The sequence below is a fragment of the Phormidium yuhuli AB48 genome (genome assembly GCF_023983615.1).
Taxonomy (GTDB): Bacteria; Cyanobacteriota; Cyanobacteriia; order Cyanobacteriales; family Geitlerinemataceae; genus Sodalinema; species Sodalinema yuhuli.
Genome location: NZ_CP098611.1, coordinates 629,516 through 653,872, shown reverse-complemented (window position 1 = coordinate 653,872; position 24,357 = coordinate 629,516). Strand labels below are relative to the sequence as shown.

The 24,357-nt window shown below is 50.1% G+C and carries 13 protein-coding genes and 1 pseudogene; 5 read left to right on the top strand and 9 right to left on the bottom strand.

Annotation, left to right across the window (positions count from 1 at the left end):
- Positions 1-51: 51 nt before the first annotated feature.
- Positions 52-1,068: a dihydroorotate dehydrogenase-like protein gene (locus NEA10_RS02705; protein ID WP_252663679.1), complete on the top strand. Its 1,017-nt coding sequence runs from the start codon at positions 52-54 to the stop codon at positions 1,066-1,068.
- A 374-nt stretch (positions 1,069-1,442) separates the two neighbouring features.
- A complete protein-coding gene (locus tag NEA10_RS02700; protein ID WP_374111838.1) occupies positions 1,443-1,823 on the top strand; it encodes an endonuclease domain-containing protein in 381 nt (126 codons plus the stop codon).
- Between the two features lie 234 nt (positions 1,824-2,057).
- On the opposite strand, the gene NEA10_RS02695 is transcribed toward NEA10_RS02700, so the two are convergent.
- From NEA10_RS02695 to mtnA, 3 genes are all read right to left on the bottom strand, one after another.
- Positions 2,058-2,768: a F0F1 ATP synthase subunit B gene (locus NEA10_RS02695; protein WP_252663677.1), complete on the bottom strand. Its 711-nt coding sequence runs from the start codon at positions 2,766-2,768 to the stop codon at positions 2,058-2,060.
- Positions 2,690-3,250 carry a pantetheine-phosphate adenylyltransferase gene (coaD, locus tag NEA10_RS02690; RefSeq protein ID WP_252663676.1) on the bottom strand — a complete coding sequence of 187 codons (561 nt, stop codon included), beginning with the start codon at positions 3,248-3,250 and terminating at the stop codon, positions 2,690-2,692. The genes NEA10_RS02695 and coaD overlap by 79 nt, the downstream gene beginning before the upstream one ends.
- A gap of 61 nt (positions 3,251-3,311) precedes the next feature.
- A complete protein-coding gene (gene mtnA, locus NEA10_RS02685; protein ID WP_252663675.1) occupies positions 3,312-4,364 on the bottom strand; it encodes an S-methyl-5-thioribose-1-phosphate isomerase in 1,053 nt (350 codons plus the stop codon).
- 547 nt (positions 4,365-4,911) lie between these two features.
- Between mtnA and NEA10_RS02680 the strand changes: the two genes are divergently transcribed.
- Positions 4,912-9,558 carry a S8 family serine peptidase gene (locus NEA10_RS02680; protein ID WP_252663674.1) on the top strand — a complete coding sequence of 1,549 codons (4,647 nt, stop codon included), beginning with the start codon at positions 4,912-4,914 and terminating at the stop codon, positions 9,556-9,558.
- A gap of 10 nt (positions 9,559-9,568) precedes the next feature.
- Here NEA10_RS02680 and NEA10_RS02675 read toward each other — a convergent pair.
- The 6 genes and pseudogenes from NEA10_RS02675 to NEA10_RS02655 form a co-directional block, all read right to left on the bottom strand.
- Positions 9,569-10,640 (bottom strand): annotated as a pseudogene (locus tag NEA10_RS02675) (IS630 family transposase).
- Positions 10,641-10,812: 172 nt separating this feature from the next.
- Positions 10,813-10,962 carry a hypothetical protein gene (locus NEA10_RS02670; protein WP_252663672.1) on the bottom strand — a complete coding sequence of 50 codons (150 nt, stop codon included), beginning with the start codon at positions 10,960-10,962 and terminating at the stop codon, positions 10,813-10,815.
- Positions 10,963-11,047: 85 nt separating this feature from the next.
- A complete protein-coding gene (locus NEA10_RS20805; RefSeq protein ID WP_258719038.1) occupies positions 11,048-11,176 on the bottom strand; it encodes a hypothetical protein in 129 nt (42 codons plus the stop codon).
- A 153-nt stretch (positions 11,177-11,329) separates the two neighbouring features.
- Positions 11,330-12,673 (bottom strand): IS4 family transposase, encoded by a 1,344-nt coding sequence (locus tag NEA10_RS02665; RefSeq protein WP_252659620.1) that lies wholly within the window; start codon positions 12,671-12,673, stop codon positions 11,330-11,332.
- A 347-nt stretch (positions 12,674-13,020) separates the two neighbouring features.
- The gene (locus NEA10_RS02660) at positions 13,021-13,440 is read right to left on the bottom strand and encodes a type II toxin-antitoxin system VapC family toxin (RefSeq protein ID WP_252665272.1); all 420 of its coding nucleotides are present in this window, start codon (positions 13,438-13,440) and stop codon (positions 13,021-13,023) included.
- Positions 13,440-13,697 (bottom strand): type II toxin-antitoxin system Phd/YefM family antitoxin, encoded by a 258-nt coding sequence (locus NEA10_RS02655; protein ID WP_252663671.1) that lies wholly within the window; start codon positions 13,695-13,697, stop codon positions 13,440-13,442. The genes NEA10_RS02660 and NEA10_RS02655 overlap by 1 nt, the downstream gene beginning before the upstream one ends.
- 245 nt (positions 13,698-13,942) lie before the next feature.
- Between NEA10_RS02655 and NEA10_RS02650 the strand changes: the two genes are divergently transcribed.
- Complete coding sequence (locus NEA10_RS02650) at positions 13,943-15,544, top strand: efflux RND transporter periplasmic adaptor subunit (RefSeq protein WP_252663670.1); 1,602 nt, start codon at positions 13,943-13,945, stop codon at positions 15,542-15,544.
- A gap of 659 nt (positions 15,545-16,203) precedes the next feature.
- Entirely contained in the window at positions 16,204-24,321 is an 8,118-nt protein-coding gene (locus tag NEA10_RS02645; protein ID WP_252663668.1) for a S8 family serine peptidase, read from the top strand.
- The last annotated feature ends 36 nt before the right edge of the window (positions 24,322-24,357 follow it).

Here is a 24,357-nt window from a genome sequence, read left to right as displayed (position 1 = left end):
GGATAGCCACTGAGTTATCCCCTACTATCCCCCTAGTTTGACGCGAATATCATGGAACTCACCACACAGTATCTCGGACTCACCCTCAAATCCCCCCTGATTCCCTCGGCGGCGGCTCCTTTAACAGAAGACATCGACAATGTCAAGCGTTTAGAAGATGCCGGGGCAGCGGCGATCGTGCTACATTCCTTATTCGAGGAACAACTGCTGAAAGAGAAATTCGAGTTACACCACCACCTCGAATATGGAACCGAGAGTTTCGCCGAAGCCCTCACCTACTTTCCCGAAGCCGAAGAATACCACGTCGGTCCCCAACTGTATCTCGACCATATCCAGCAAGCCAAAGCCAGCGTGGACGTTCCCATCATCGCCAGTTTAAACGGCTTTTCCCCCGGTGGCTGGGTCGAATATGCCCAACAAATCCAACAAGCCGGGGCTGACGCTTTGGAACTGAACATCTACTATGTGCCTACGGACTTAGACCTGAGTGGGGCTGACGTGGAAGAGAACTATCTCAACATCTTGCGGGATGTCAAAGGAGAGGTCAGCATTCCCGTAGCCGTCAAATTGAGTCCCTTTTTCAGCAACATGGCCAACATGGCCAAGCGGCTATCGGAGGCTGGGGCTGATGGGTTAGTGTTATTCAACCGTTTCTACCAGCCAGACATTGACTTAGAGGAGTTAGAAGTATCTCCCCATGTCCTGTTGAGTACCCCCCAGGACCAGCGGTTACCGATGCGTTGGATTGCCCTATTGTACGGTCGCATTGACTCCGATTTAGCCGCCACCGGAGGGATTCAACATGGGACTGATGCCATCAAGTTACTGATGGCTGGGGCGAAAGTGACGCAGGTTTGTTCAGCCTTACTCCGTCATGGCATTCCCCATCTACGGAATATCGAACATCAAATTTTGCATTGGATGGAGGAGCATGAGTACGAGTCCGTGCAACAGATGCAGGGTAGCATGAGTCAATTGCATTGTCCTGACAAGTCAGCTTACGAGCGGGCGCAATATATGAAGGCGGTGTCTTCCTATGAGTATGAACCGGAACGGGTGATGTCTTAAGACGTCCCACCTTGCCCTGGGGGCAAGCCCCCTGCGGGGGGACCCACCCCGCCCTTCGGGCACCCCTCCCTGGAGGGGAGAATCCAGTCCTAGCTCCGACTGTGCAGGAGACAATCCAGTCCTAGCCCCGACCTTGCAGAGGAGAAGCTCTAATTCCCCTCCAGGGAGGGGTGCCCGCAGGGTGGGGTGGGTCCTCCCCGCAGGGGGCTGCCCAAAGGGCAGGGTGAGTCCTCAACGTTAGTCCCCTCCCCTAACCCCTCAGCCCTAACCATACAGGCAAAACAAAAAACGAATAAAACCCCAAAAACCGCCAAACCGAATCAGACTTAAATCCCGAAAAATACAACTAAACCATAACACTTTGGCGTAGAAAAATGAAGCCAAACATCCTGCCCTACAATCCAAAACTAAAAGAAATAGCACAGCAGTTGCGAAAGAACATGACCACACCCGAAATCAGGTTGTGGAATCACCTAAAACGCCGCCAGATGCAAGGCTTCGACTTCGACAGACAACGCCCCATCGATGAATATATCGTTGATTTTTACTGCAAACAATTGATGTTAGCCATTGAAATTGATGGGTCATCCCATGACAGTGAAGAAGCACAAGAACAAGATAGATATCGACAAGCACGTTTAGAAGCCTTGGGAGTTAGATTTTTGCGCTTTACAAACTGGCAAGTCATGCACGAGACCGACGGAGTATTGAGAGCAATTCGCCAGTGGATTCGTGACAATTCATCCACACCCTAACCCCTCAACTATAAAGCTATCAGAGTAGAGCCAAACACCTTCCCCTAATCCCTAGGACAGACTGAGTTCTCGCCTCCAGGGAGATGACCTAACTCCATAGCCTCCCCTGCCCCCGGGAAAGCCGGGGTGGCTGGGTTTACTGTTCCTTCTGCGGTCAAAAGACGCGACCGGAGATTCCCCTGACCCTGTCGGACTGGATGAGTCACCTCATCGCCCGTCTGAGTCCCGACGGGTTCAGTAACGGCGCAGACTCTGAGAACTACTTTCTTTTTGATGAGCGCGATAGGTCGACTCTTGCTGAAGCTGCTGTCGTCCATTGCGGATGATGCGCATCATATCACTGAGTTGTTGCTCAATATTCTGAAGCACCTTATCTGCATATTCATCGGCGCCAGTCTCAATGGTACTGGCTTCGGCTAAGGCTTGCGCATGGATTTGCTCAAGTTCCTGTTTCGCCTGACGTTGAAGTTGCTCGATCTCCGCGATCGCCTGTTCCCGGGCCACCTCACAATCGGCCCGAACCTGTTGACGCATCCGATCGGCTTCTACTTTAGCCTGACGCACTAATCCCATTTCATCGAGGATATTAGCCGCCTGCTGTTCAGCGGCTTCGACGATGTCCTGTCCGTACTGTTCGGCTTGACGGAAAATCTCATCTTTCTGACGGACGACTTCTTCCGCTTCTTGAAAGGCGGTGGGAAGATTGATCCGAATCGCATCAAGAAGATCCAGGAGCGGTTCCTCGTCAATGAGGGTACGTCCTGTAAAGGGAATGCGGGGACTATCGAGGATAACCTCCTCGATACGATTTAGGGCTTGCTGGATATTCACACTTCCTCCACCCGTTTGTTCTGGCCGATCGCCCTCTACAGGCGCGGTCGGTTCGGGTTGGGGTTGGCGGTTTTCGGGTTGGGAATCGATCCCGGCTGGGTCCTGACGTAACATCGATAAATCTCTGTGGCTACAGGTGGAGGTACAAAGCGATCAACAGAGCCGCCAAAACGCGCAACCTCTTTAACAAGGCTACTGCTGAGGAAGCTATATTCATTGCTGGTGGCGAGAAACACGGTCTCGATGGAATCCGAGAGAGTTTTATTGGTGTGAGCCATTTGCAACTCCATCTCGAAATCAGACAACACCCTCAATCCGCGAAGCAGGACACTTGCCCCTTTAAGTTTAGCGTAGTTTACCGTCAGACCATCAAAGCGATCAACCTCAATATTTTTGAGATGGTCGGTACTTTGCTGGATTAACTGGATACGCTCGTCAACCTCGAACAGGGGACTCTTGTTAGGATTCGTTACCACAGCAACCACCACTTTGTCAAATAGACGCACACCCCGCTCGATAATGTCGAGGTGACCGAGAGTGATGGGATCAAAGCTGCCAGGATAGATGGCGACGACGCGGTGAGAATCGCTCGGCATAATGTCGAAATGCGACTTAGTGGCTATTGTACAAGCTGATTTCTGGAAACGGTGAAATGTCTTAGGAGGATTTGGGGGAGGATGGGGTCAATTGACGCTGAAGGTCGGCGGGGGCGATCGCCCCTTGTTCGGTAATAATGGCGGTAATTAAGTTGGCTGGGGTAACGTCGAAGGCCGGGTTATAAAATTCAGCCCCTTTGGGAACGACACGAGTCTCTCCGATTTGATAAATTTCTTCAGCATCCCGCTCTTCAATGGGAATTTGGCTCCCGTCATTGAGGCTTAGGTCAATGGTCGATTTCGGTGCGGCTACGAAGAAGGGGAGATTATGGGCTTTGGCAACTAAGGCTAGGCTATAGGTGCCAATCTTATTAGCGGTGTCTCCGTTGGCGGCGATGCGATCGGCTCCCACCACGACCGCGTCAATCATACCCTGCTGCATACAATGGGCAGCCATGCTGTCGGTAATGACGGTGACGGGGATTCCATCATAGAGACATTCCCAGGTTGTGAGTTTGGCACCTTGAAGGCGGGGGCGGGTTTCATCAGCGTAGAGTCGTTCTAATCGTCCGGCGAGATAGGCGGAACGGACGACTCCAAGAGCGGTTCCATAGCCGGCTGTGGCTAAGGCTCCTGCATTGCAATGGGTCAACAGCCGTACTTTTTCTGGCTGTTGCGGTAGGGCCTCTAAGCCATGTTTTCCAATGGCCCGACAGGTTTCGAGGTCTTCAGCATTGATACGTTGAGCGGTTTCTAGGAGGGTTTGGCGAACTTGCTCCACCGTTCCGGGAGTGGTGCGGGCGACTTTGAGCATCCGTTCAATGGCCCAGAAGAGGTTGACGGCGGTGGGCCGGGTCTCTCGCAGCATTTGACCAATGGCTTCGAGGCGTTCTAGGAAGGCGGTGCGATCGCGGGTGTCGATTTCCCGGGCCCCGAGATACATTCCATAGGCGGCGGCGATACCAATGGCGGGCGCACCCCGAACAATCATGGTTTTAATAGCCATGGCCATGTCATCACTACGGCGAATCTCGACTTGGGTTAACTCCCGTGGGAGTCGGGTTTGGTCAATCAGGGCGACGCGATCGTCACGCCAGACAACGGGATATAGCATCGTCGCAACGGGGCCTCAATAGGGTAAGGGTAGGTACGCACCCCCAATATATAGGAAAAAGGTTGGCGATTCGAGTCTGGGGGGATGCAACGAATAACGACCGGAGACCTGGGTTTACAAAAATTATCAAACTGCAATTTTAATTAACGCTCAGATTCAGATTTGAGGCCGCCTTAACAGAACTGTTGTGGGCGTGGTTTTTACTGTAGCCTTTTCTGAGTGGGCATTTCAGGCGTTTTTGCACTGGATATTTTAGAGGGGCGATCGCTTAGAAGATGTTTAAGAAATATTAAAAGCTTCTCCCTTTCCGTAAAACACTTGAAATCAAGGTGACAGAGTCATGACTGAGTTTTTAGTCTTCACTAAAACGGTGGTTTGCATCAAACTTCATTTTGTCAAAGTAATGGACATAATCCCAAAAAATCGCCAGATTAAAACCGTCAATATTTTTGAAAATCTGGATTCTCGCTTGCAAAAATATTGACCTAAACTTTGACTAGCCGTTAACTTATTCTTGATTTTTTGTCCCCTTAGAGCATCTATCACTATGGTTCTGTTTCACTTCACCTCTTGGCTTAAACAGCGTCTTCAGCAAGAACGCGAGCCAGCTCAATCTCTCGAAGACCTGACACAGACCTTTATCCTGGAACCCATTTATACCCCCAGTGGTCTGGTTGATGCGGGGGAAGATGATGCGATCGCCATCACGGATAGTAGTTTTGATGAGATAGATATTCCGGACGTAGATGAGTCTGAAACGGACTCTTATGTGATGGATGATGACCCGGATGAGTCCCTAGGAGAGTCTGATAACAGCAGCGGTGATGAAACGTCAGACTCAGACGACTCGGAAAATCCCGTTGATGTAGATAATGAAGACATTAAAGACGAAGATATTGGCGAGGAAATTCCCTTCTCAGAAGAGGAGGGCGACGATGATTTAGATGAAGTTGATGAGGAGCCTTCCAGTCAAATTGACCCGTCTGAGGAGGAGGAGATAGCTGATGAGCCAGACTCCGAGGACGAGATAGCCGATGAGTTGGAAGATTCTGAGGAGTCCGACTCTGAGGAGGATGAGATAACCGATGAGTTGGAAGATTCTGAGGAGTCCGACTCTGAGGAGGAGGAGATAACCGATGAATTAGAAGATTCCGATGAATCCGACTCTGAGGAGGACGAGAGTGAGGAGGAGGATGAGGATGACAGCGACAATCCTCTCGCTTTTGAATTTCCCGCCTTCAACAGTGGTATCTTCCGGGTGGGAGACAGCGGTGAAGTGGGGGTAGACTTCCTCTTTGATGGAGGAGCCTATCAAGGGGAAGTGGCCTTCTTCAGTCTGGCGGGATTTGATGAACTAGAGTTTGACAGTATCGAAGACTTCATTGCTGAAGCCGCACAACGAGCCGCCAGTGGGAGTGAACAGGGTCATATCGTCATTCGTGTAGCCGACGAAGGCGCACGCTTTACCGGGTCTTTGTTTGGGGAACCCGATTGGAATACCGGTGTCTATCAAGGGGTGAAAACCTTTAACATGACCCCGGGTGATGAGTTCGGGGTCATGTTGGTTCCCAATGGTCGGGTTTCGGAAGTGTTGGATAATCCCAGCATTGGCGGTGCGAAACGGCCCCTGTTCTCCCTGGCTACGGCCAATCCAGAAGATGGATTCCATCTGGGTCAAATTGCTGACTTGACGGGAGACGGGAATACCTTTGTCTTTGAAGACCAACGCTTTGAACGCAGCGATCGCGACTATGATGATGTCATCTTCCAGATTCGGGGTGCTGTAGGGGATGCAGTTCATGTGGAGAATGTGATTAACCCTGATTTGGATTGGCGACAGGACGACTTAGGGAAAGCCTTACTCGCTTATGCCAAACCCTACATTACTCCCCGAGAGCAACTGAACTTAGCAGATTTGGTGGCGCAAGGATGGGATGACCTTGATCTCGATTATGATTTCGATCCTGAGAGTCTCGTCTCGGAAAGTCCTACCCCAGACTTAGAAGAGATTGAAGATGGGGAGTTAACGGTAGATTCTCAGGAGACTGAGGTAGAAGAGACCGAGATTAAGGATGACGATGGACAGGATGATTCTCAGGAGTCTGCGTCAGAGTCTTCTTCCTCTAATCATGAATCGTCTGGTGAGTGGTCTCCCACCTCGGATGTGACGACAACTGCGGACTCGACTGTCACCACGCCCGATACGGCTGATCCGTCAGCTGACACAACGGATACTGGGACGGATGGCTCAGAGGTCATGGAAGACCTGTCCGATGATGAGATAACCTCTGAAGAGGATATGGGTGATGAATTGACAGAGGAGTTCATTGGCGACCCACTTCCAGAAGAACCCGTGGCTTCAGATCTTCCCTCAGAACTCTCTGAGATGGAGATCACCATCGTACCGGAGCGGTTTGAGTTTGCTCAAGAGGCTCAGCCACTGGTGGGGATTATTGATACAGGATTTGCGGCGAATAACCCCGACCTGAATTATGAGAATATCACCTTGGGATATGACTGGGTGGATGGTGATAATAATCCGCTCTTAGCTGAGGGTGAGGGGAATGAGCATGGAACCCATATTTTGGGACTTATCGCGGCGCAACAGGACAATGACATTGGCATTGATGGGATTAACCCGGATGCACCAATTTGGTTAGGTCGCGCGGTGGGGTCGGGTCAATGGGCGAATTCTTTAGTTGAGTTTGTCGATGCGGCGGTGGAGTCGGGACAACCGAATGCAGTGGTCAATTTGAGTATGGATTTGACTCAAATTGATGCGGATGGGAATGTTAGTACCCGCTATGAACTGACTCCTCAGGAATGGTCTGCGATTGAATATGCTCGCCAGAATAATGTCTTGCTGGTGGTGGCGGCGGGGAATGATGCTGGTTGGATGTCCGCTTTGGGCCAAGCCTCTGAGACCTTTGACAATATTGTGACAGTGGGTGCGGCGGAAGAGTTCGACCCTGAGGCTTCAGTTTGGCAGGGAACGGAGCGTGCTGAGTATTCCAGTTATGGTCAGGGGTTGTATATCCTGGCCTATGGGGGTACGGAAGATAATCCCAAGCTATCTCTGACTGGAGATGGGGTGGGAATGATGGCGGGAACTTCCGTCTCGGCGGCTAAAGTGACTGGGGCGGTGTCTCAGGTTTGGGCGGCGAATCCGGCTTTGAGTTACCGTCAGGTGGTGGATATTATCCAGATGACGGCAACGGATTTGGGAACGGCCGGCTGGAATGCTGACACGGGTGCTGGCTTGTTGAATATGACGGCGGCGGTTCACCTGGCGAAGGCGACTCGGCCACAAGTCCATGAGACTCCCCCAATTTCTATCCCTGATACTTGGACGGGTGAGGGAGTGTTGCTTCCTGGCGAACGGGCTGTGGCAACGCAGTTCCAAGGTCAGTATTATGAATGGGAGTCTTATACGATTCAGTCTGGGGATACCCTGGGGGCGATCGCCCATCGCACTATGGGCAATGGTTCTGCGCTTTACTACAACTTTATTGCTCAACGGAATAACATTGCCAATCCCAACTTGATTTATCCCGGACAACGGATTCAGATTCCACGACGTGTTTCTGCACCTTCCAATCCTCCAAGCAATCCTCCAAGCAATCCTCCAAGCAATCCTCCTACTCATAATGGTCAACGGATTATTAATGCAGTCAACAAGGTCAATCCTAATCAGTGGTACTACTATCCCCGTGACATTACGGGTAATGGTCGCAATGAAACGTTCTGTAATTGGTTTGCTGCGGATGTTTTAGATCAGTTGGGGATTTCAGTTCCTCGCTACGGTCCGAGTGCAGGAGCCTATACGCGACCACACCCGATTTACGGTATGAATACCCCCCCTAAACCCTACAGCGCCGCTCAACTCTTGAGTTTCTTCAACAGTGGTGGCGGTGGACAATGGGAACCTGTCAGCGCGGCTCAAGCGGTATCGAGTGCGAATAATGGTCAGGTTGTGTTAGCGTCTTCAATTGGTCATGTTGCGGTGGTGGTTCCTGGGAGTTCCGGCTCCAATGTCCGCATCGCCCAGGCTGGGGCCACCAATGGTAAGAATATGAGTGTGGCTCAAGGTTTTGGTTCAGAAACCCCTCGCTATTTCCGCTATAAAGGATCTGTGACTAACCCCGGAAACCCGGGTCAGACGACTCCTCAGCCACAACCCAAACCCAAGCCGCAACCACAACCGGTCCAGTCTCGGCCGGGTCATGTGAATGGCAATGTGGGTAATGTCAATCTGAATATGCGGGCTTCCGCTTCTCTGGGAGCGCGGGTGGTTCGCACCTTACCTCGGGGACAGAATCTCACGATTTTGCGATCGGTCAATGGAGCAACCTATCGCACACCCAATGGTCAGACTCGTTCTGATTGGTATGAAGTTCAAGTAGGCAACCAGCGGGGTTATGTGGCGGGTTACTACGTCAGCCAAGGACATACGCAGGTGCAGTCCAGGCCGGGTCATGTGAATGGCAATGTGGGCAATGTCAATCTGAATATGCGAGCTTCGGCTTCTCTGGGAGCGCGGGTGGTTCGCACCTTACCTCGGGGACAGAATCTCACGATTTTGCGATCGGTCAATGGGGCAACCTATCGCATACCCAACGGTCAGACTCGTTCTGATTGGTATGAAGTGGAGGTTGGAGGCCAACGGGGATATGTGGCTGCATACTATGTCAGTCAAGGTCGCCGCAATCCAACACCACCCCCCAATCAGGGTCGTCCTCCCCTCCTAACTCGACAGTCGGCTCAGTACTTCAGGAATCGTCCTCAATTCTATATTGGCGGCAATATCTTTGCCCAGTCAATGTTTGGTTCTAGTCTGGTCGGAGGTCGGGGTCATACTGAAGGAAATTGCACCTGGTATGCTCACGGTCGCCTCTTGGAAATGGGTAAACGACCGGCAGCTTTGCGAACAATGCGTGGTAATGCCAATGAATGGCACAATCAACTGTCGAATGGTTCGAGGATTGTCTCTTCACCTCAGGTAGGTGATATCGCTCAATGGACTGCTGGTGGGGCGAATCATGTTGCTGTTGTTGAAGCTGTTCACCCCAATGGGACAATTACTATTTCCGAGTCCCATTACCGCACGAATTTGGATGGCGGAGGTATAGGAACATTACATTGGGTTCGACGTATTTCGGCTCAATCTCCCACTCGTTATATCAAGTCCGGTTAATTAGCCATACTTAGCATTGGTATGCCTCCCACCAGTGAAACTGGGTCAACCCCGAGATGAAATCGCGCTGGTTTAGCAGTTGGACACAGCGTCGCTCTACCTGGTCGAGTAGGTCCTCTAAGGTCTCAAACACTCGGTTGGCTACGGCTTCGTTGACAATTGGCCAGAGTCGTTCTGCCGGTTGCATCTCGGGGGAGTAAGAGGGCAGAAAGGCTAGGTGTAAGCCTTCGGGTAAGACCACCTCTTTTGAGACATGCCACCCGGCTTGGTCTAAAACCAGCACGACTTGTCGTTCGGGTCCAATGTCAAAGTGCTGGGCAAAATCAGCTAAGGCTCGATTAAACAGCTCGATATTGACCCGAGGCAGCAGCCACCAATAGGTCTCGCCGCTGTGGGGATGGACAAACCCATAGAGCCAAAACCACTCATAGCGAATGCGAACCTGAGCTTTGGGCGACTCATGCCATTTATTGACCCAGCGGCGACGCCTGATGGGATGAAGCCCTAGGCGATGTTCGTCCATGGCCCATAGCTGAACGTCGGCATCGGGATGGTCGCGTCGGATTGCCGCGAGTTGCTGGTGCAGCTTTTTTTTCCCACTGCCGCTGCTCCTCTTCAGTGGCGGACTGTTGATGCTCTTGACGAGGGACTTTCAGGGAGAACTCCATCTGCTTGAGAATCTCCCAGCCCCGTTGGCGGTGAACCGGACGGTCTAAGCGGTCGCTGAGCCAGTCGGCCACCTTGCGTCCATTCCAGAATCCACCCTCGGGAGGGTCTTGCTGCAGGGCTTGGCACAATAAGGATTGAGTCTCATCGTCGAGAATCAGGTGACCATGGCCCTGATTGTGTCGCCGCTGGTCTCCCAGGGACTCTGGCCCCTGATGGTTATAGCTCCTGACTACTTCATAAATCCAAGTTCGGCTATAGCCGGTCACCTCTGAGACCTCAGCCGTCGTCTTACCCAGTTGCAGCAGCCAGATTAGCTGATAATGACCCCGCTCAATCCCACTCTTTGCGGCTCGGTAACGCTTTTCTAGTTCTTCGGTGCTCAAATGAGCTTCTAGGTTAAGTCGCCGTCCCATGCTCGTTTATCCTTTTATCCTTAGTCTGCCACCACACGGATTATATACCATAGGCGATTAGCCGGACTTGATATTATATCCGAGTTCCCAATGCTTAGCTAGGGAAGCCAAGTAATCAGTCACGGTAGGGTGCGTCCCGGCTTCATTTAATCCTTGGATTTTGCCAACACGATTAAACTAGCCGGAACGCACCGATTTGTGAACCCAGCGACAAATCCCCAGATAAATTGACGGCCCTTGCCAGATGATCGAGCCGGTGCGATCGCCCCCGTTCAATCCCCATGAATAAGGTAGGGTGCGATCGCCCCCGTTCAATCCCCATGAATAAAGTAGGGTGCGTCCTGGCTTCGTTCAATCTTTGGATTTTGCCAGTCGTAGGGGCATAACCCACCCCTACCCCTCCCAGGCTAATCTTGTAGGGGTTTATCAGGTCGAGTGAAAATCTTGAGCCAAACCGTCACTTGAGGGGGCGATTGACTAGCCAGACCACTAGCCCGACCCAAGATTAACCCAACTTTACGCCAAATCCGAGCCACGGCTGTGACTTTCCCGGATGAGGGAGCCCACGGTAAGACATTATACAGAAGGTCGGGTTCAAGATTGGGGAACTCGACCGGGTTGAGACTCTTAAAAGCGACCGAGACCAGAGCGGTCGTTGGCACAAAACCTGTGTCAAGTCCAGAAGACCTCTAGCTCTCAACCCCGGAAGACCCCAGAGAAGCTAGCTTCATAAAGAAAAAGCGGTCCAGAGCCGTGGCCAGCACTTTCACTCCCGGAAAGGGTTGTTTTTTCGACGGGGCAAAGCCAATCAGTTTAGTTAAGGCTAAGACGGCCTGACCAAGAGAAACGATTTTTTGAGAGGAGACCTTCTCTAACAAGGTCACCTCCTCCGAATCAAACACCACCTGGGCACATTGTTCAGGATTTTCCCGAATCCCATGAGTCAGGGCCAGTAGCTGCCAGGCGACCACTGAATAAAAGCTCAAGGCGTTGACTAGGGTATGGATATCATCAAACTGTAATTTTTCCACATTCAAGGCTCCGGACTTGAGAGTGTAATGAAAGCGTTCGACTTGCCATCTGAGGGCATAAAAGCGGGTTACCCGTATCACCTGCTCTCGGGTCTCAATTGGCAGACTGGTCAATAAATACCAAGTAGCCGCTTCTTGGGTAGGGGACAGCTCTTCCTGGGTTTTCACGTCGACACAACGGATTTCCTCGGCGACGACCAAGGATAAACCTTGCGTTTTATGCTTTCTGGGACTTAACTTTTTCTCCGGATAAACGTTGACCGCCCCAGCTCTTAAGCGAAGAGTCACCTCCACTTCTCGGTTTTGACGCTCAATCCGTATCCGTTCATAGCCAAAGTCTTCCAACTCCTCGGGAATCTCGGCGAGTTTAGCCACCACTTGGCTCGAGGCGACTTCCAAGTTTCGCTGTTGATACACCCGGACGATGAATTCGACATTGTCTTCTCGGGGAGCTTTGAACAGGTCAAACACGTCTCCTTCTCGGTCTTCGACTGAGACAAAGCACTTGCTCGATTGCCTCGCTTGCTCATTGATGGCATCTAGCCCCTTGAGCCATTTACAGCTTTCTTTTTCTCCTTCGGCTAGATTCAGTCCCCCCTTTCGAGTCCAATATTGTTGTCCTAACAGTCCTAAGGGCAGACCGGACTCGTTCACCAGGAGGACATTGTGTTGTATGACTCCTCTGACTTTTCCTTGGATTACCCCTAGCCCCGACATCTCCTTGTGTCCTGAGTAGTTGTAATAGGTGGTGTCTTGGGCGGCAATCACATAGTCCCCTTCTGTGGCTGAGGCTCGTTCCCTTGTCGCTTCGATATGTCTCGATAGCATCACATCTTGGGTCATTTGCTTATGGGAGAACAGACGGGCAACGGTTTGGCGAAAACTGTTACCCATACATTGAGAGAATGATAAGTTGGGTTTGCTACAGGCCAGGCTATAGGCTTTCTCTAGACTTCTTTGAACTTGGGGTCGGAATAGTCCTTGGCTGCTGAACTCGCTCATCGGGGGCTTCTCTCAACTTGGCTCGGTCACCTATTTATCTTGTCAAATTGGCGCGACGGTCAGCAACCCCCTTCTCTTTTTCCCGAGCACCCCCCGGCGAGGGCTTGCTGCTGCCATGACCAGTCTGCCCCTGAAGCTTTCGCGTCAGCTCTGCCCCTAAGATAGGCAGAGCTGACTTGAGAGGGTCCCCTTGTTCTCTTTCTCTCCGGCTACTGCTGCTGCCCCTCCATCGCCCCTGACCGGGGCGACTTGACTCAAGACTTTCACTGGGTTTCACAAACCCCTACAAGATTAGCTCCCAGGAGGGGATTTTTCGCCCCTACCGGAACGCACCAATTTGTTGATTTCTAAACAAACCAGTTTTCAATGGTTAACCCCTCAAAATCCACAAAATCTGAAACATTACGAGTCACGAGAATTAAATGATTGACTTTCGCAATCGCAGCAATCTGACCATCTGGGTATGAAGGCATCCGACCTAAAGTTGTCAGCCTAGCACGTTCGGCTGCAAACCATGTGGCAGCAGCCTGACAGTACGGCATAATGGGCATTTTGTCTTGGATAACTTGTGTTAAGTAGTCAGACAACTTACGTCTTCGTCGAGACTCAGGTAATCGGTATAATCCGTAAAGAAGTTCATGCCATGTTACCGAGGCGATCGCAGAATCTTCCAGGTTTTGGCGAAAGTTATCTAAAAACGTTTCGTCGGGCTGTCGTTTAATACTTTCAGAAATAATGTTGGTGTCCAGTAAAAAATTTCTGTTCATCACCAGCAAGGTTTTTCAGGGGTTGGACTTGGGTCGCGAACATGAGCAAAAATTTCATCACTATCCAAATCGATGGCTTCTGAATTTAGTTGCTCGCGAAACTTGTCAAAGGCGTCTAAAATACTCTCTGATTGAGCGGATGTAATTTGAGCAATCGGTTGATTGGCTTCAAAAACAACAAAACTTTCTCCAGCTTGAACACGTTGAAGATAGTGGCTTAAATCTTGAGTGATTTCTTCTAAAGTAATTTTGTTCATACATTAACTTCCTCCCAAACGGATATAACAGCTACAGTTCAATTATATCTTAAATCAACAATTCAGGTGCGGCACAACACCTACTGGTCTCAATGGCCTCATGGACAGTCCCTGATTTTCGGTCAATTGTTAAGTTTCATCACAAATTCGGGCAATTCCCGTAAAAACCCTTCCCAGAAAACGACAGATTAGTGACGAGGTGTCTTTTAACTGACCTTGTGTTGTCTACGCATCTATCACGACCCATGACCTCCCAACCTCAAAACCAAAATTCCGCTCCCCTACGAGTTGTTCCCCCAACGACCGATACTCCCCAGGAACAGCCGGCCCCTCCGGTTCCACCCACCCCTGACCCAGCGTCAGAAACCCCCTCGCCAAAACCTGAACAGAAATCGACTCGACATCGTTGGCTCTGGGTGGGAACGGCGGCGGTGACTCTGGGGGCTGCTGGCTTTATTCCTCTTCCGAATCATGTTTCTGGCGATGCGACTCTCAAAACTCTCCCAGGTCAACGACAAACGATTCATATGAGCCGGCCGGGACGGGTTCAGCTACGGGTAAATCCTCATGACCAGGTTCGGCCGGGTGATGTGCTACTGTCCGTTGAAAGTGAAGACCTCGCTGACCGGCTGGCGGAGGTTGAACGATCGCTGCAAGAGGAAAATGCTTCCCTGGAGGTGGCTCAACAACGGCGGGTGCAATCGCAACAACGGCTAAGAACTGCTGAGGATGAGCTGCACCAAGCTCAACGTCGTCTGGATGCTCATTTGGATGATATGCAGGCGATTCAGTTGGGAATCGGGATTCCTCAGACTCGCCGCTTTCAGGAAGAACGGGGTGGCGTTGAGGCGGAGGAGGAGCGCGATCGCTATGAAATCGAACGACTTCAGGGTGAAGTCCGGGAACTTGAAGGTCGTCAAGGGGCGATCGCCCGAGAACTAAGTTTTTGGTCGGCTCAGAGACAACATCATCAACAAAAGCGAAACGAGTTTCAGCCTTATATCGACGATAGGACATTACAGGCTTCTCATCCGATTGTTCGTGACCACGAAGAAAAGGTTGTGAATGCTGAAGATAGGATATTACAACTCAATGGCGAGCAAGAGCAAAATCAGGCTCGTCTTCAACAAGTTCAGAGTCAGATCCAAGGTCAGCAAGCGTCATTGAATCGACGAGGTCATCAAGCTAACGTGACTCGTGAACAAGAACAACAGGTCGGTTGGGATTTCAATCAGAAACGGATGGACTTGCAAGAGGAACGCGATCGCCGCCTGGCCGCACGAGACACGGCCCACAATGAGTTGGAGACCGCAACCATCCAAGTGCAAAACCATCAGGAGGCGATCGCCGCTCGACAAGCTCAACTCGAAGACCTACGAAAGCGTGACGCTGAATGCACGAAAACCGCCACCATCTCAGGAATTGTCTTAAATCAAAACCTAGACCAACGAGATGGGGCTTTCATGCAGGCGGGACAGGAGGTTTTACAAATTGCCAACCTGAGTTATTTGGAAGTCACGGCTCAAATTGCTCAAGCGGACTATCATCTGGTTGACCTGGGACAAGTGGTTGAATTTCGGATGCGTAACCAACCCCGTGACATCACCTATCCATCGAGAATTGAAACGATTCGTCCCCTCACCGACCGTCGAGAATCGGGGATTGAGGACGTCTTTGAAGTCACCTTCCGTATTGACAATCCCCAAAATCTCCGACTGCCCGATGATAAAGGTTACGTTCATATTCGCACCGAAAATCGTAATTTCTATCAGCAAATGCGACATGAGTTTGGCAAACTCATCGACCTTGGCTATTATTTCCCCTGGCTCGCTGACGAAGACTCCTAATGGGTCTGTGAACTTTATCTTTCATCTGGGGGCCGACCACAAGGGGTTTCTCCTAAACTGTTACCCAAGATACAAAATTGTCGGGGCGAAGGACCGTTCGCCCTTCCCCTATTGGGCATCCCCTCCGACCCATGAGACCGTAGTTCCAGAGAAACGTCTCATCATCTCCTCCAACATAGAAATTTCCTCAACCTCGGGGTGGGCCAGTCCCACCCTATTTTGTTGGGGGGGATTGGGGCTTCCCCTTCGCTCTTGGTCAACGTTCTGTGAAGATTCTGTAAAGACCCGAAGCCCTCCGGAACCGAAACGCCGAAATCTCTTCTCCCGTAACCCTTACAGCCATTGACACCCCCTTCGGTGATGCCGCCATCTTTGGCCAGAATGTAAACAAATATGACAATTTCAGCCGAGTTCCGTAAAACTGCCCCCAAAAAAACTGATAGATCTAATTGGCCTTTTTTTTATGTCCCTAAAACGCCGAGTTTTCAGCGAAATCTTCACGAAAACTTTATAAAAAGTATCCGGAATTTGATATAAGGTAAAAACAGCCAAAAATCGGTTTTTCCTAAGTCCCGAAAAGAACCCTTCAGACGACCCCTAGTCCTGAGTCCCACAATCGTCTGTCATTTCCGTCTTGCGAGTCCGGAGCATCTACCCTTATGTCCCCCTTCAACCTTAAATCCTGGTTTAACCGTCAGCCTAGTCAACCCTCTACCGAAAAGAAGGAAGACCTCCAGCAAACGTTTATCCTGGAGCCTATCTACACTCCCGGCGGCTTGCTCGATGGTGGGGATGACTCGGAGGGGATGGACTTAGGCCCGGTTGATGACCCCATGGATGACCTCGGTGATGTCTGGGTCGATGATGAACCCGATGTCTCTGGGGACGACGGAGAGGAGATTGGGGATGAGGGAGACCCAGATATTGAGGAGGACGTCATTTCTGAGGGGGAGGACGACCTCCTCGATATCGATGATGAGTATATTTCGGATGGGGAGATTGGTGAGACCATTCCCTATGCTGAGGACGATGAGTTAGACCCCACTGATTCAAATCCAGAAGAGGTGGAGGACTCCCCAGATGATGAGCCAGAGATGAATGATGGGAGTGGGGAGTCTGAGGAGAACCCAGAAGAGGACGGTAACAATGACGACATTGAGAGTGAGTTAGAAGATAACCCAGAAGAGGACGGTAACAATGACGACATTGAGAGTGAGTTAGAAGATAACGAGGACGTTGAAAACTCCGGTGATGATGAAACTAGCCCCGACTCGGACGACGACACCACTGACTCGGAAAACGACGAGGATGCCGACTCAGAAGCCGATAACGATGAAGAGGATAACTCGGACGAAGAGGATAAAGAGGACGAAGAAGATAATCCTCTCGCCTTTGATGTCCCTGACTTCAGTCGGGGAGTCTTCCAAGTGGGGGCCAGCGGTGAAGTTGGCGTAGATTTCCTGTTTGATGGAGGCGCGTATCAAGGAGAGGTGGCCTTCTTTAGTCTGGCAGGCTTCGATGAGATGGAGTTTAACAGCATCGAAGACTTTATCGCTGAAGCCGCACAACGGGCCGCCAGTGGCAGTGAACAGGGTCATATCGTGATTCGGGTTCAAGATGAGGGCGCGCGCTTTACGGGGTCCTTGTTTGGAGAACCGGATTGGAATAGTGGACCCTATCAGGGAGTCAAAACCTTTAATATGACTCCCGGAGATCGGTTTGGGGTCATGTTGGTTCCCAATGGTCGTCTCTCGGAGGTCTTGGAGAATCCTAGTATTGGCGGTGCAAAACGTCCTCTGTTCTCCCTCGCCACCCAGAACCCCCATGATATGTTCCATCTGGGTCAAATTGCTGACGTCACGGGAGATGGCAATACCTTTGTCTTTGAAGACAAGCGGTTTGAGATTAGTGACCGGGACTATGATGATGTAATTTTCCAGATTCGTGGTGCGGTGGGGGATGCAGTCTATATTGGTGATGTGATTGACCCAGAGTTGGACTGGCGACAGGATGACTTAGGGAAGGCTTTGTTGGCCTATGCTGACCCCTATCTGACTCCCAGTGAGCAACAGAATTTAGAAGAGTTGGCGGCTGAGATGTTTGATGGGGGAGACTCCAGTGGCGAAGATTCCAGTTCTTCCGATACCAGTGATGCCAGTGGTTCAGAGTCTGAGGCGGACTCGGATGGAGACTCCAATGCCGATTCCGAGGTGGATTCCGATGAAGAAGAGGTGGACTCAGAGGAGGCCGCCGAGGCTGAAGAGAGTCAGGCGGAGTCCTCTGAGACATCTGGGGGGTCTTCGGGTGAGTCCCAGGAGGCGGTAGTTGGACAAGAGAGTTCTGATGGCTCCGAGGACGCGCCGGAGGCTGAGGAGGAGTGGGTCTCGGATGAGACGGTGAGTGATGTGGACAACTTGGAAGAGGCTCCTTCTGAAGAGGGGCAGGGGCAGGAGTCGGCCCAGGAGGAGATTGTGGATGAGTCTGGGGAGGAGCGTCCCCCGGTGCTGCCTCAGGGCTTCGAGTTTTCTAAGGCAGACCAGCCTCTGGTGGGAATTATTGATACGGGATTTGCCGAGAATCATCCTCATTTAAATTACGACAACTTCATATTGGGGCGTGACCTGATTGATGGGGATGATAATCCTCTGTTGGCTCCCGGAGAGGGGAATGAGCATGGAACCCATCTCTTGGGACTGATTGCGGCTCGGCCGGATAATGACATGGAGATGGTGGGGATTAACCCCGATGCTCCGGTCTGGTTGGGTCGTGCCGTGGGTTCGGGCGAGTGGGCCGAGTCTCTGGTTGAGTTTGTGGATGCGGCTCGGGAGGCGGGTCAGCCCAATGCGGTGGCGAATTTGAGTTTGGATTTAACCCAAGTTGATGCTGAGGGCAATGTTACACCCCGCTATGAGTTGACGCGCCAGGAATGGATGGCTCTGGAGTATGCCCGTCAACAAGGGGTGTTGGTGGTGGTGGCCGCTGGCAACAATGGGGGCAGCCTCTCTGGGTTGGCTCAGGCGGCGCGGGAGTTTGATAATGTGCTGACGGTGGGAGCGGCGGAAGCGTTTGACCCGACGATGGCGGCGGCTCGGGGTCATGACCGGGCTGATTATTCTAACTTTGGGGCCGGTTTGGGATTGGTGGCTCCTGGGGGAACGTCGGAGAATCCAGTGCTGTCAACGGTGGGGGATGATTGGGGAACTCTGGCGGGAACCTCTGTGGCGGCGGCCCGGGTGACGGGGGCCACGTCCTTGGTCTGGGCGGCGAATCCTGAGTTGAGTTACCGTCAGGTGGTGGAGATTCTGCAAATGACGGCGACGGATTTGGGCAGTCCTAACTGGAATCCCGAGACGGGGGCGGGTTTGTTGAATCTGGTGGCGGCGGTGCATCTGGCGAAGGCGACTCAACCGCAAGCCTATGAGCCGCTGCCTTTAGAGTGGCAGGAGAATCCTCGTTGGCGCTATATTGTGCAACCTGGGGACAGTCCGGCGGGGATTGCTGGGGCCCAGTTGGGAGATGAGGCGGCTTGGTCGGAGTTGACGGATGAGGCGGGGAATCCTCTGGGGAGTCCTGATGCGAGTCTGGAGCCGGGGATGGTGGTGCAACTGCCAATCTATCACCCTGGGGTGGGGAATCCACAGGTTGAGTCTCCGGCGAGGGAGCCGCAGCCCCTGACGCCGGGGAATCAAGCGCCGGAGGATTTACAGGTGTCTCTGAACCGACTTTATAATCCTGGGGAGACGATTCGTATTCCTGGTCGGGTTTTGGATGAAGATGGTGCGAAGGATATTGAGCGGGTTGAGTTTTGGCTCAAGTCTGGGGATGGGGACTGGGTTCCGTATCCTAAGCTAGTTCACTTCAGTGAAGACCGACGTAATGACCAGGTGGCTCGTTTTGAGTATGAACTGGAGGGGTTGGAGCCTGGGAAATATCAGTTAAAGGCAACTGCTTATGATTCGGAAGGTCAGACGGCTGAGTTTGAGTCGGAGTGGTTTACGGTTTTGTCGGTGGATGCGGGTCAGGGATTGTCGCCGATTTTGAAAAGGGCCATTGAGCAGTCCATGGATTTAGATGGATATGACCCGGACAGTCTAGCGGAGACTCGGCAGTGGGTTGTCAGTATTCAAGCGGGAACTTCAGCCGGGGAGATTGCCGAAGAGTTGGGAGCCGATTTTCTAGGAGCGACGGGACAGATTCCCAATACCTATATCTTTGAATTTCCTGAAGGTCGTGACCCTCAGGAGGTTGCCCAGGAACTGAATGTAGTTCCATCTGCTGAGTTTGCTTATCCTTTAGTCCCACTCTCGCTTAGTCTTTTTTCAGATCCTCGAAACAACCCTTACTTTAAGGAGCAATGGAATTTAGAAAACACAAATAACTCAGGACACGATATCAACTTCCTCAAGGCTTGGAATGATTTTCAGAATTTGATTGTTAAGGAGGACGGCTCTGGCTACAATGTGGTGATTGGCATTGTTGATGATGGCGTTGACTATAACCATCCTGACTTAGAAGGGCGATACCGAGCTGACCTCAGCCAAGATTTCACTCTAAAAAATTACAATCACGTTAACACAGAAACAACTTCATCTCCATCACCTTTTGCCAAAAGCTCTTTCGATGTAAATTTAGAAAACCCTGAAATTAGCAAAGACGAAATACGCTTTATTTTACCTGTGCCTTTGACTGGCTTAATCACAAATACCCAGGTAAAAATAAAGCTTCAAAACTCTTTGCCTGAAGGATTGGACGTTTACTTGGAGCAATATCACCTCAAAGGGAATAATGACCCTCGTTATCGTCGAGGAAGCACAAGCTTTACACGTTTTCCGGGTTGGGATGAACTAGAATCTCAAGAGTGGGTTCCTTTATTTGATTCTGAAAAATCTGAAAGTTTATTGTCTTCAGGATTCACTTCAGACTTCAGTGACTTCAATAATTCCTACTCCGGTGGCTATTGGGTTTTGGAAATCAAAGATTCAGAGAGCAACTATGATAAAAAGTTTTTAGAAGAGTTGAGCCAAGAAATTATCGATGGCTGGAATTGGGAGTTAGAGCTTTCAACAGCAAATCCTCATGGAACATCCGTGGCTGGCATTGCCTTGGCAAGCAATAGTGATCGAGGAATTATTGGGGTTAATCCTGAGGCTGAGTTTGCATCACTTAAGTTGATTGGAGATACGAGTAACATTGCCAATCAAACCTATGGGTCAATCATTAGCTCTGCCTTGTTTGACGGAGGATTAGATGGTCGTAACAACCAAATTGATATCTTTAATAATAGTTGGGGGCCAGGGTATTTGGCTCGTCTGCCACTAGCTTTGGCAGCTCTTGAAAATGGAGTTACTTCGGGTCGTGATCAGTTTGGAAATTTGTATGTTTTCGCAGCCGGCAATGATGGCTATGGCAACTATAGTGGTAACGTTAACTATAACTCACTTGCCAACTCTCGTCATACCATTGCAGTAGGAGCCATCAATCAATTTGGTCAAAAAGCGTCTTATAGTACGCCGGGTTCCTCTGTGTTCATCTCAACTTACTCGAGTGATTACAGTACTGATGAAGGTGAAGAGTTCCTAGGAATTCCAACGACTGACATTGTTGGACAGCATGGCTATAGTCGCAATAACTACAACCTGGATTTCGGAGGAACGTCAGCGGCAGCATCTGTTATCTCCGGTGCGGTGTCTTGGTTGTTACAAGTGAATCCTGAATTAACCTCTCGCGATATCCAACATATTCTGGCGGAAACAGCCGTCAAAAATGACCCCGATGATGACGACTGGGTCAAAAATGGTGCTGGATATTGGGTCAATCATAAATATGGATTTGGCTCTCTGGATTTGCACGCAGCGGTGAGCTTGGCAAAAACTTGGGAAACTCGGGGAAGCGAAGCCGATTTACGTGCGGATTCTTTGGTTGGTCAATATCGTTCTACTTTGCTGGATTTAGAAATTCCTGATAATGACCGGGATGGGGTTGAAGATTGGATTGAGGTAGATGAAGATAGGACGTTAGAATGGGTCGAGGTGAACGTTGATATTAACCATAGTTATCGGGGAGACCTAGAATTGGTGTTGGTTTCTCCAGATGGAACTGAGTCGGTTCTGGCTCGGCCTCATGTCTCACAAGACAGTTCTAAAGCTGGAGCTGATTATAACTGGACATTTACAACGGCTCGTCATTGGGGAGAATCTTCCAAAGGAGAATGGACGTTGCGGGTCATTGATAAGTATAGTGAGTCCGACAAAAATGATACAGGTGGAATTCTCAATTCTTGGAGTCTTGACCTCTATGGAACGAAACCCTATGACGAGCTAGACTATCCCCAACCTGGTTATGTGAATCATAAAATAGGGAACTTACCCCTCAACTTACGGCAAGGACCGTCTATGGAGGATAATGTTCCCGACGTTCTACAAGAGGGAACCACACTAACAATTGTAGAGACAGTAACAGGTGGTAGCTATCCGACACCTGATGGTGATATTCGGTCTGATTGGTATAAAATCGAAGTAGGAGGACAGATCGGTTATGTGGCTGCCTACTTCGTCAACAAAGGTAAACCCGATGATAACCCCGATGAGGCTCCCCCCGATGAGGCTCCCCCCGTTGAAACTCAACCCAGTTCTGGACCTCTTGATTTTACGGTTATCCATCAGGGAAGGCATGGCTCTCATGGTGAATATATTGAAAAGGTGATCACTGACGAGTCTGAATGGCAGGATGCTTGGGAAGAAAAATTAGGAACATTAGGCGAACTTGATGTTGATTTCGAGAAATATAGTCTAATTGTTGTAGGTATACCCGGTTCAGATACCTCTCATAAGCTTGAAATCGATGAAATTCAACGGCAAGATGGTAACATCGTAGTTGACTACACCCATAGGATTGATTCTTTTGGCTTTCAGGTTGTAACAAATCCCTACAAAGTTATTCAGATTGAGCGAACTACAGATCCCGTCATCTTTAATCGTGATGTATCTGGACCGATCAATTTTGAAGAGTCACCTGAAATGTCGCTTATCCTTTGGAGGTGGAGACATTTCGATTGGGAGCAATACTCAACTTCATCTTCTGATGAACTCATGAGTTTATCAGGAAATAATCTCGGTCATTTACATGCAACAACGAGAGAATGGATCATCGATAGGAATAACAATGTTGACCTTCCTGATGGTGATGTATTAGTCCCAATTGCTAAATTTAATGGGCAGTATTATCGATTGAGTCGTCAGATTATACAAGATGATCTGGCTGCCATTGCTCAGGAAACTTTGGGAGACACATCGGAGGAAGCTAAAAACTTTATCCTAGAGATGAATCAAAATTTAATGCCGGGATTCCATGACGATGGACTTACTCTGGGGACTTTAGGACTGATTCCTTATGAAGTTTCCGAGTCTGAACTTAATCTGTACCCAGCTTCATCAGAAGATATTGGTGAAGGCTCCGGTGATGAAGATGAGGGTTCAACTTCTCCCCCTGCTACAGAAGAGCCTGTTTTCAAGATTGGGGATGAGTTCCGGGTTAATACTTATACTCATGAAGATCAGTCAAATTCATCTGTGACACAACTAGCTGATGGAGGATTTGTGGTGACCTGGCAATCTTACAATCAAGATGGTGATAGTTGGGGAATTTACGGTCAACGCTATGACACCCATGGTAATCCTGTAAACTCAGAGTTTCAGGTTAACACTTACACTGAAGAGCGACAGGAAAGTCCATCCGTAACAGGGCTAGTAGATGGAGGCTTTGTAGTGACTTGGGAATCTTTCGGTCAGGATGGATCCTGGTCTAGTGTTTATGGTCAACGCTATGATGAGAATGGAGAGCCTGTTGGTTCTGAATTTCGCGTCAATACTCATCCAGACCGTGCTAGTTTAAAAGAAAAATCTTCTACAGTGGCTCTAGCGAATGGAGGGTTTGTGGTGACCTGGGAATCTTTTGGTCGTAACAGTGGTTGGCCCTCTCTCATCCCCGGAGTTAGTATATATGGTCAACGCTATGACGAGAATGGAGATCCTGTTGGTTCTGAATTTTCCATTAACACCTCCATGGTATACCGTAGAAATTCTTCTGTTGCAGCATTAGAAAATGGGGGATTTGTAGTGACATGGGACTCGAGTTATTTCGGAGATTCTGCAACAAGTGTCTATGGTCAACGCTATAATGAAAACGGAGATCCTGTTGGTTCCGAATTTCGGATTAACACGTATACCGACGACCGTCAGGAACTCTCATCAGTCGCTGGACTAGAGAATGGAGGTTTTGTGGTCACGTGGCAATCTTGGGGTCAAGACGGGGAAAGTTTTGGGGTATACGGACAACGCTACGATAGTGACGGCAACCCTGTAGACTCTGAGTTTCGAGTTAGCAACACTGATGATGATCAAAGTAAACCATCTGTTACAAGCCTATCTGATGGCGGCTTTTTGGTTACATGGAATTCTCTGAATCAAGATGGTTCTAGGTCTAGTGTACATGGACAACGCTATGACAGTAATGGCAATTCCGTAGGATCTGAGTTTCAAATTAACACTCAAACTAACGGTAATCAGTCTCTACCATCAGTTACGGGATTGGCAAATGGTAGCTTCATCGTGACCTGGCAGTTTACAGAAAATGATGACGATACGTCCAATGTCTATGGTCAACTGTTTAGAACAGATGGTACAGTTTATACAGACGAAAACGAACATCCGAATTATATTCCTGTTGAGCATAACAACCCCACAGTCCCTACCCCTGTTGCCGGACCTGCTGCTTTTTAGGAGTTAGCTATGATGTTTTTCAAAAGTTATTGGACT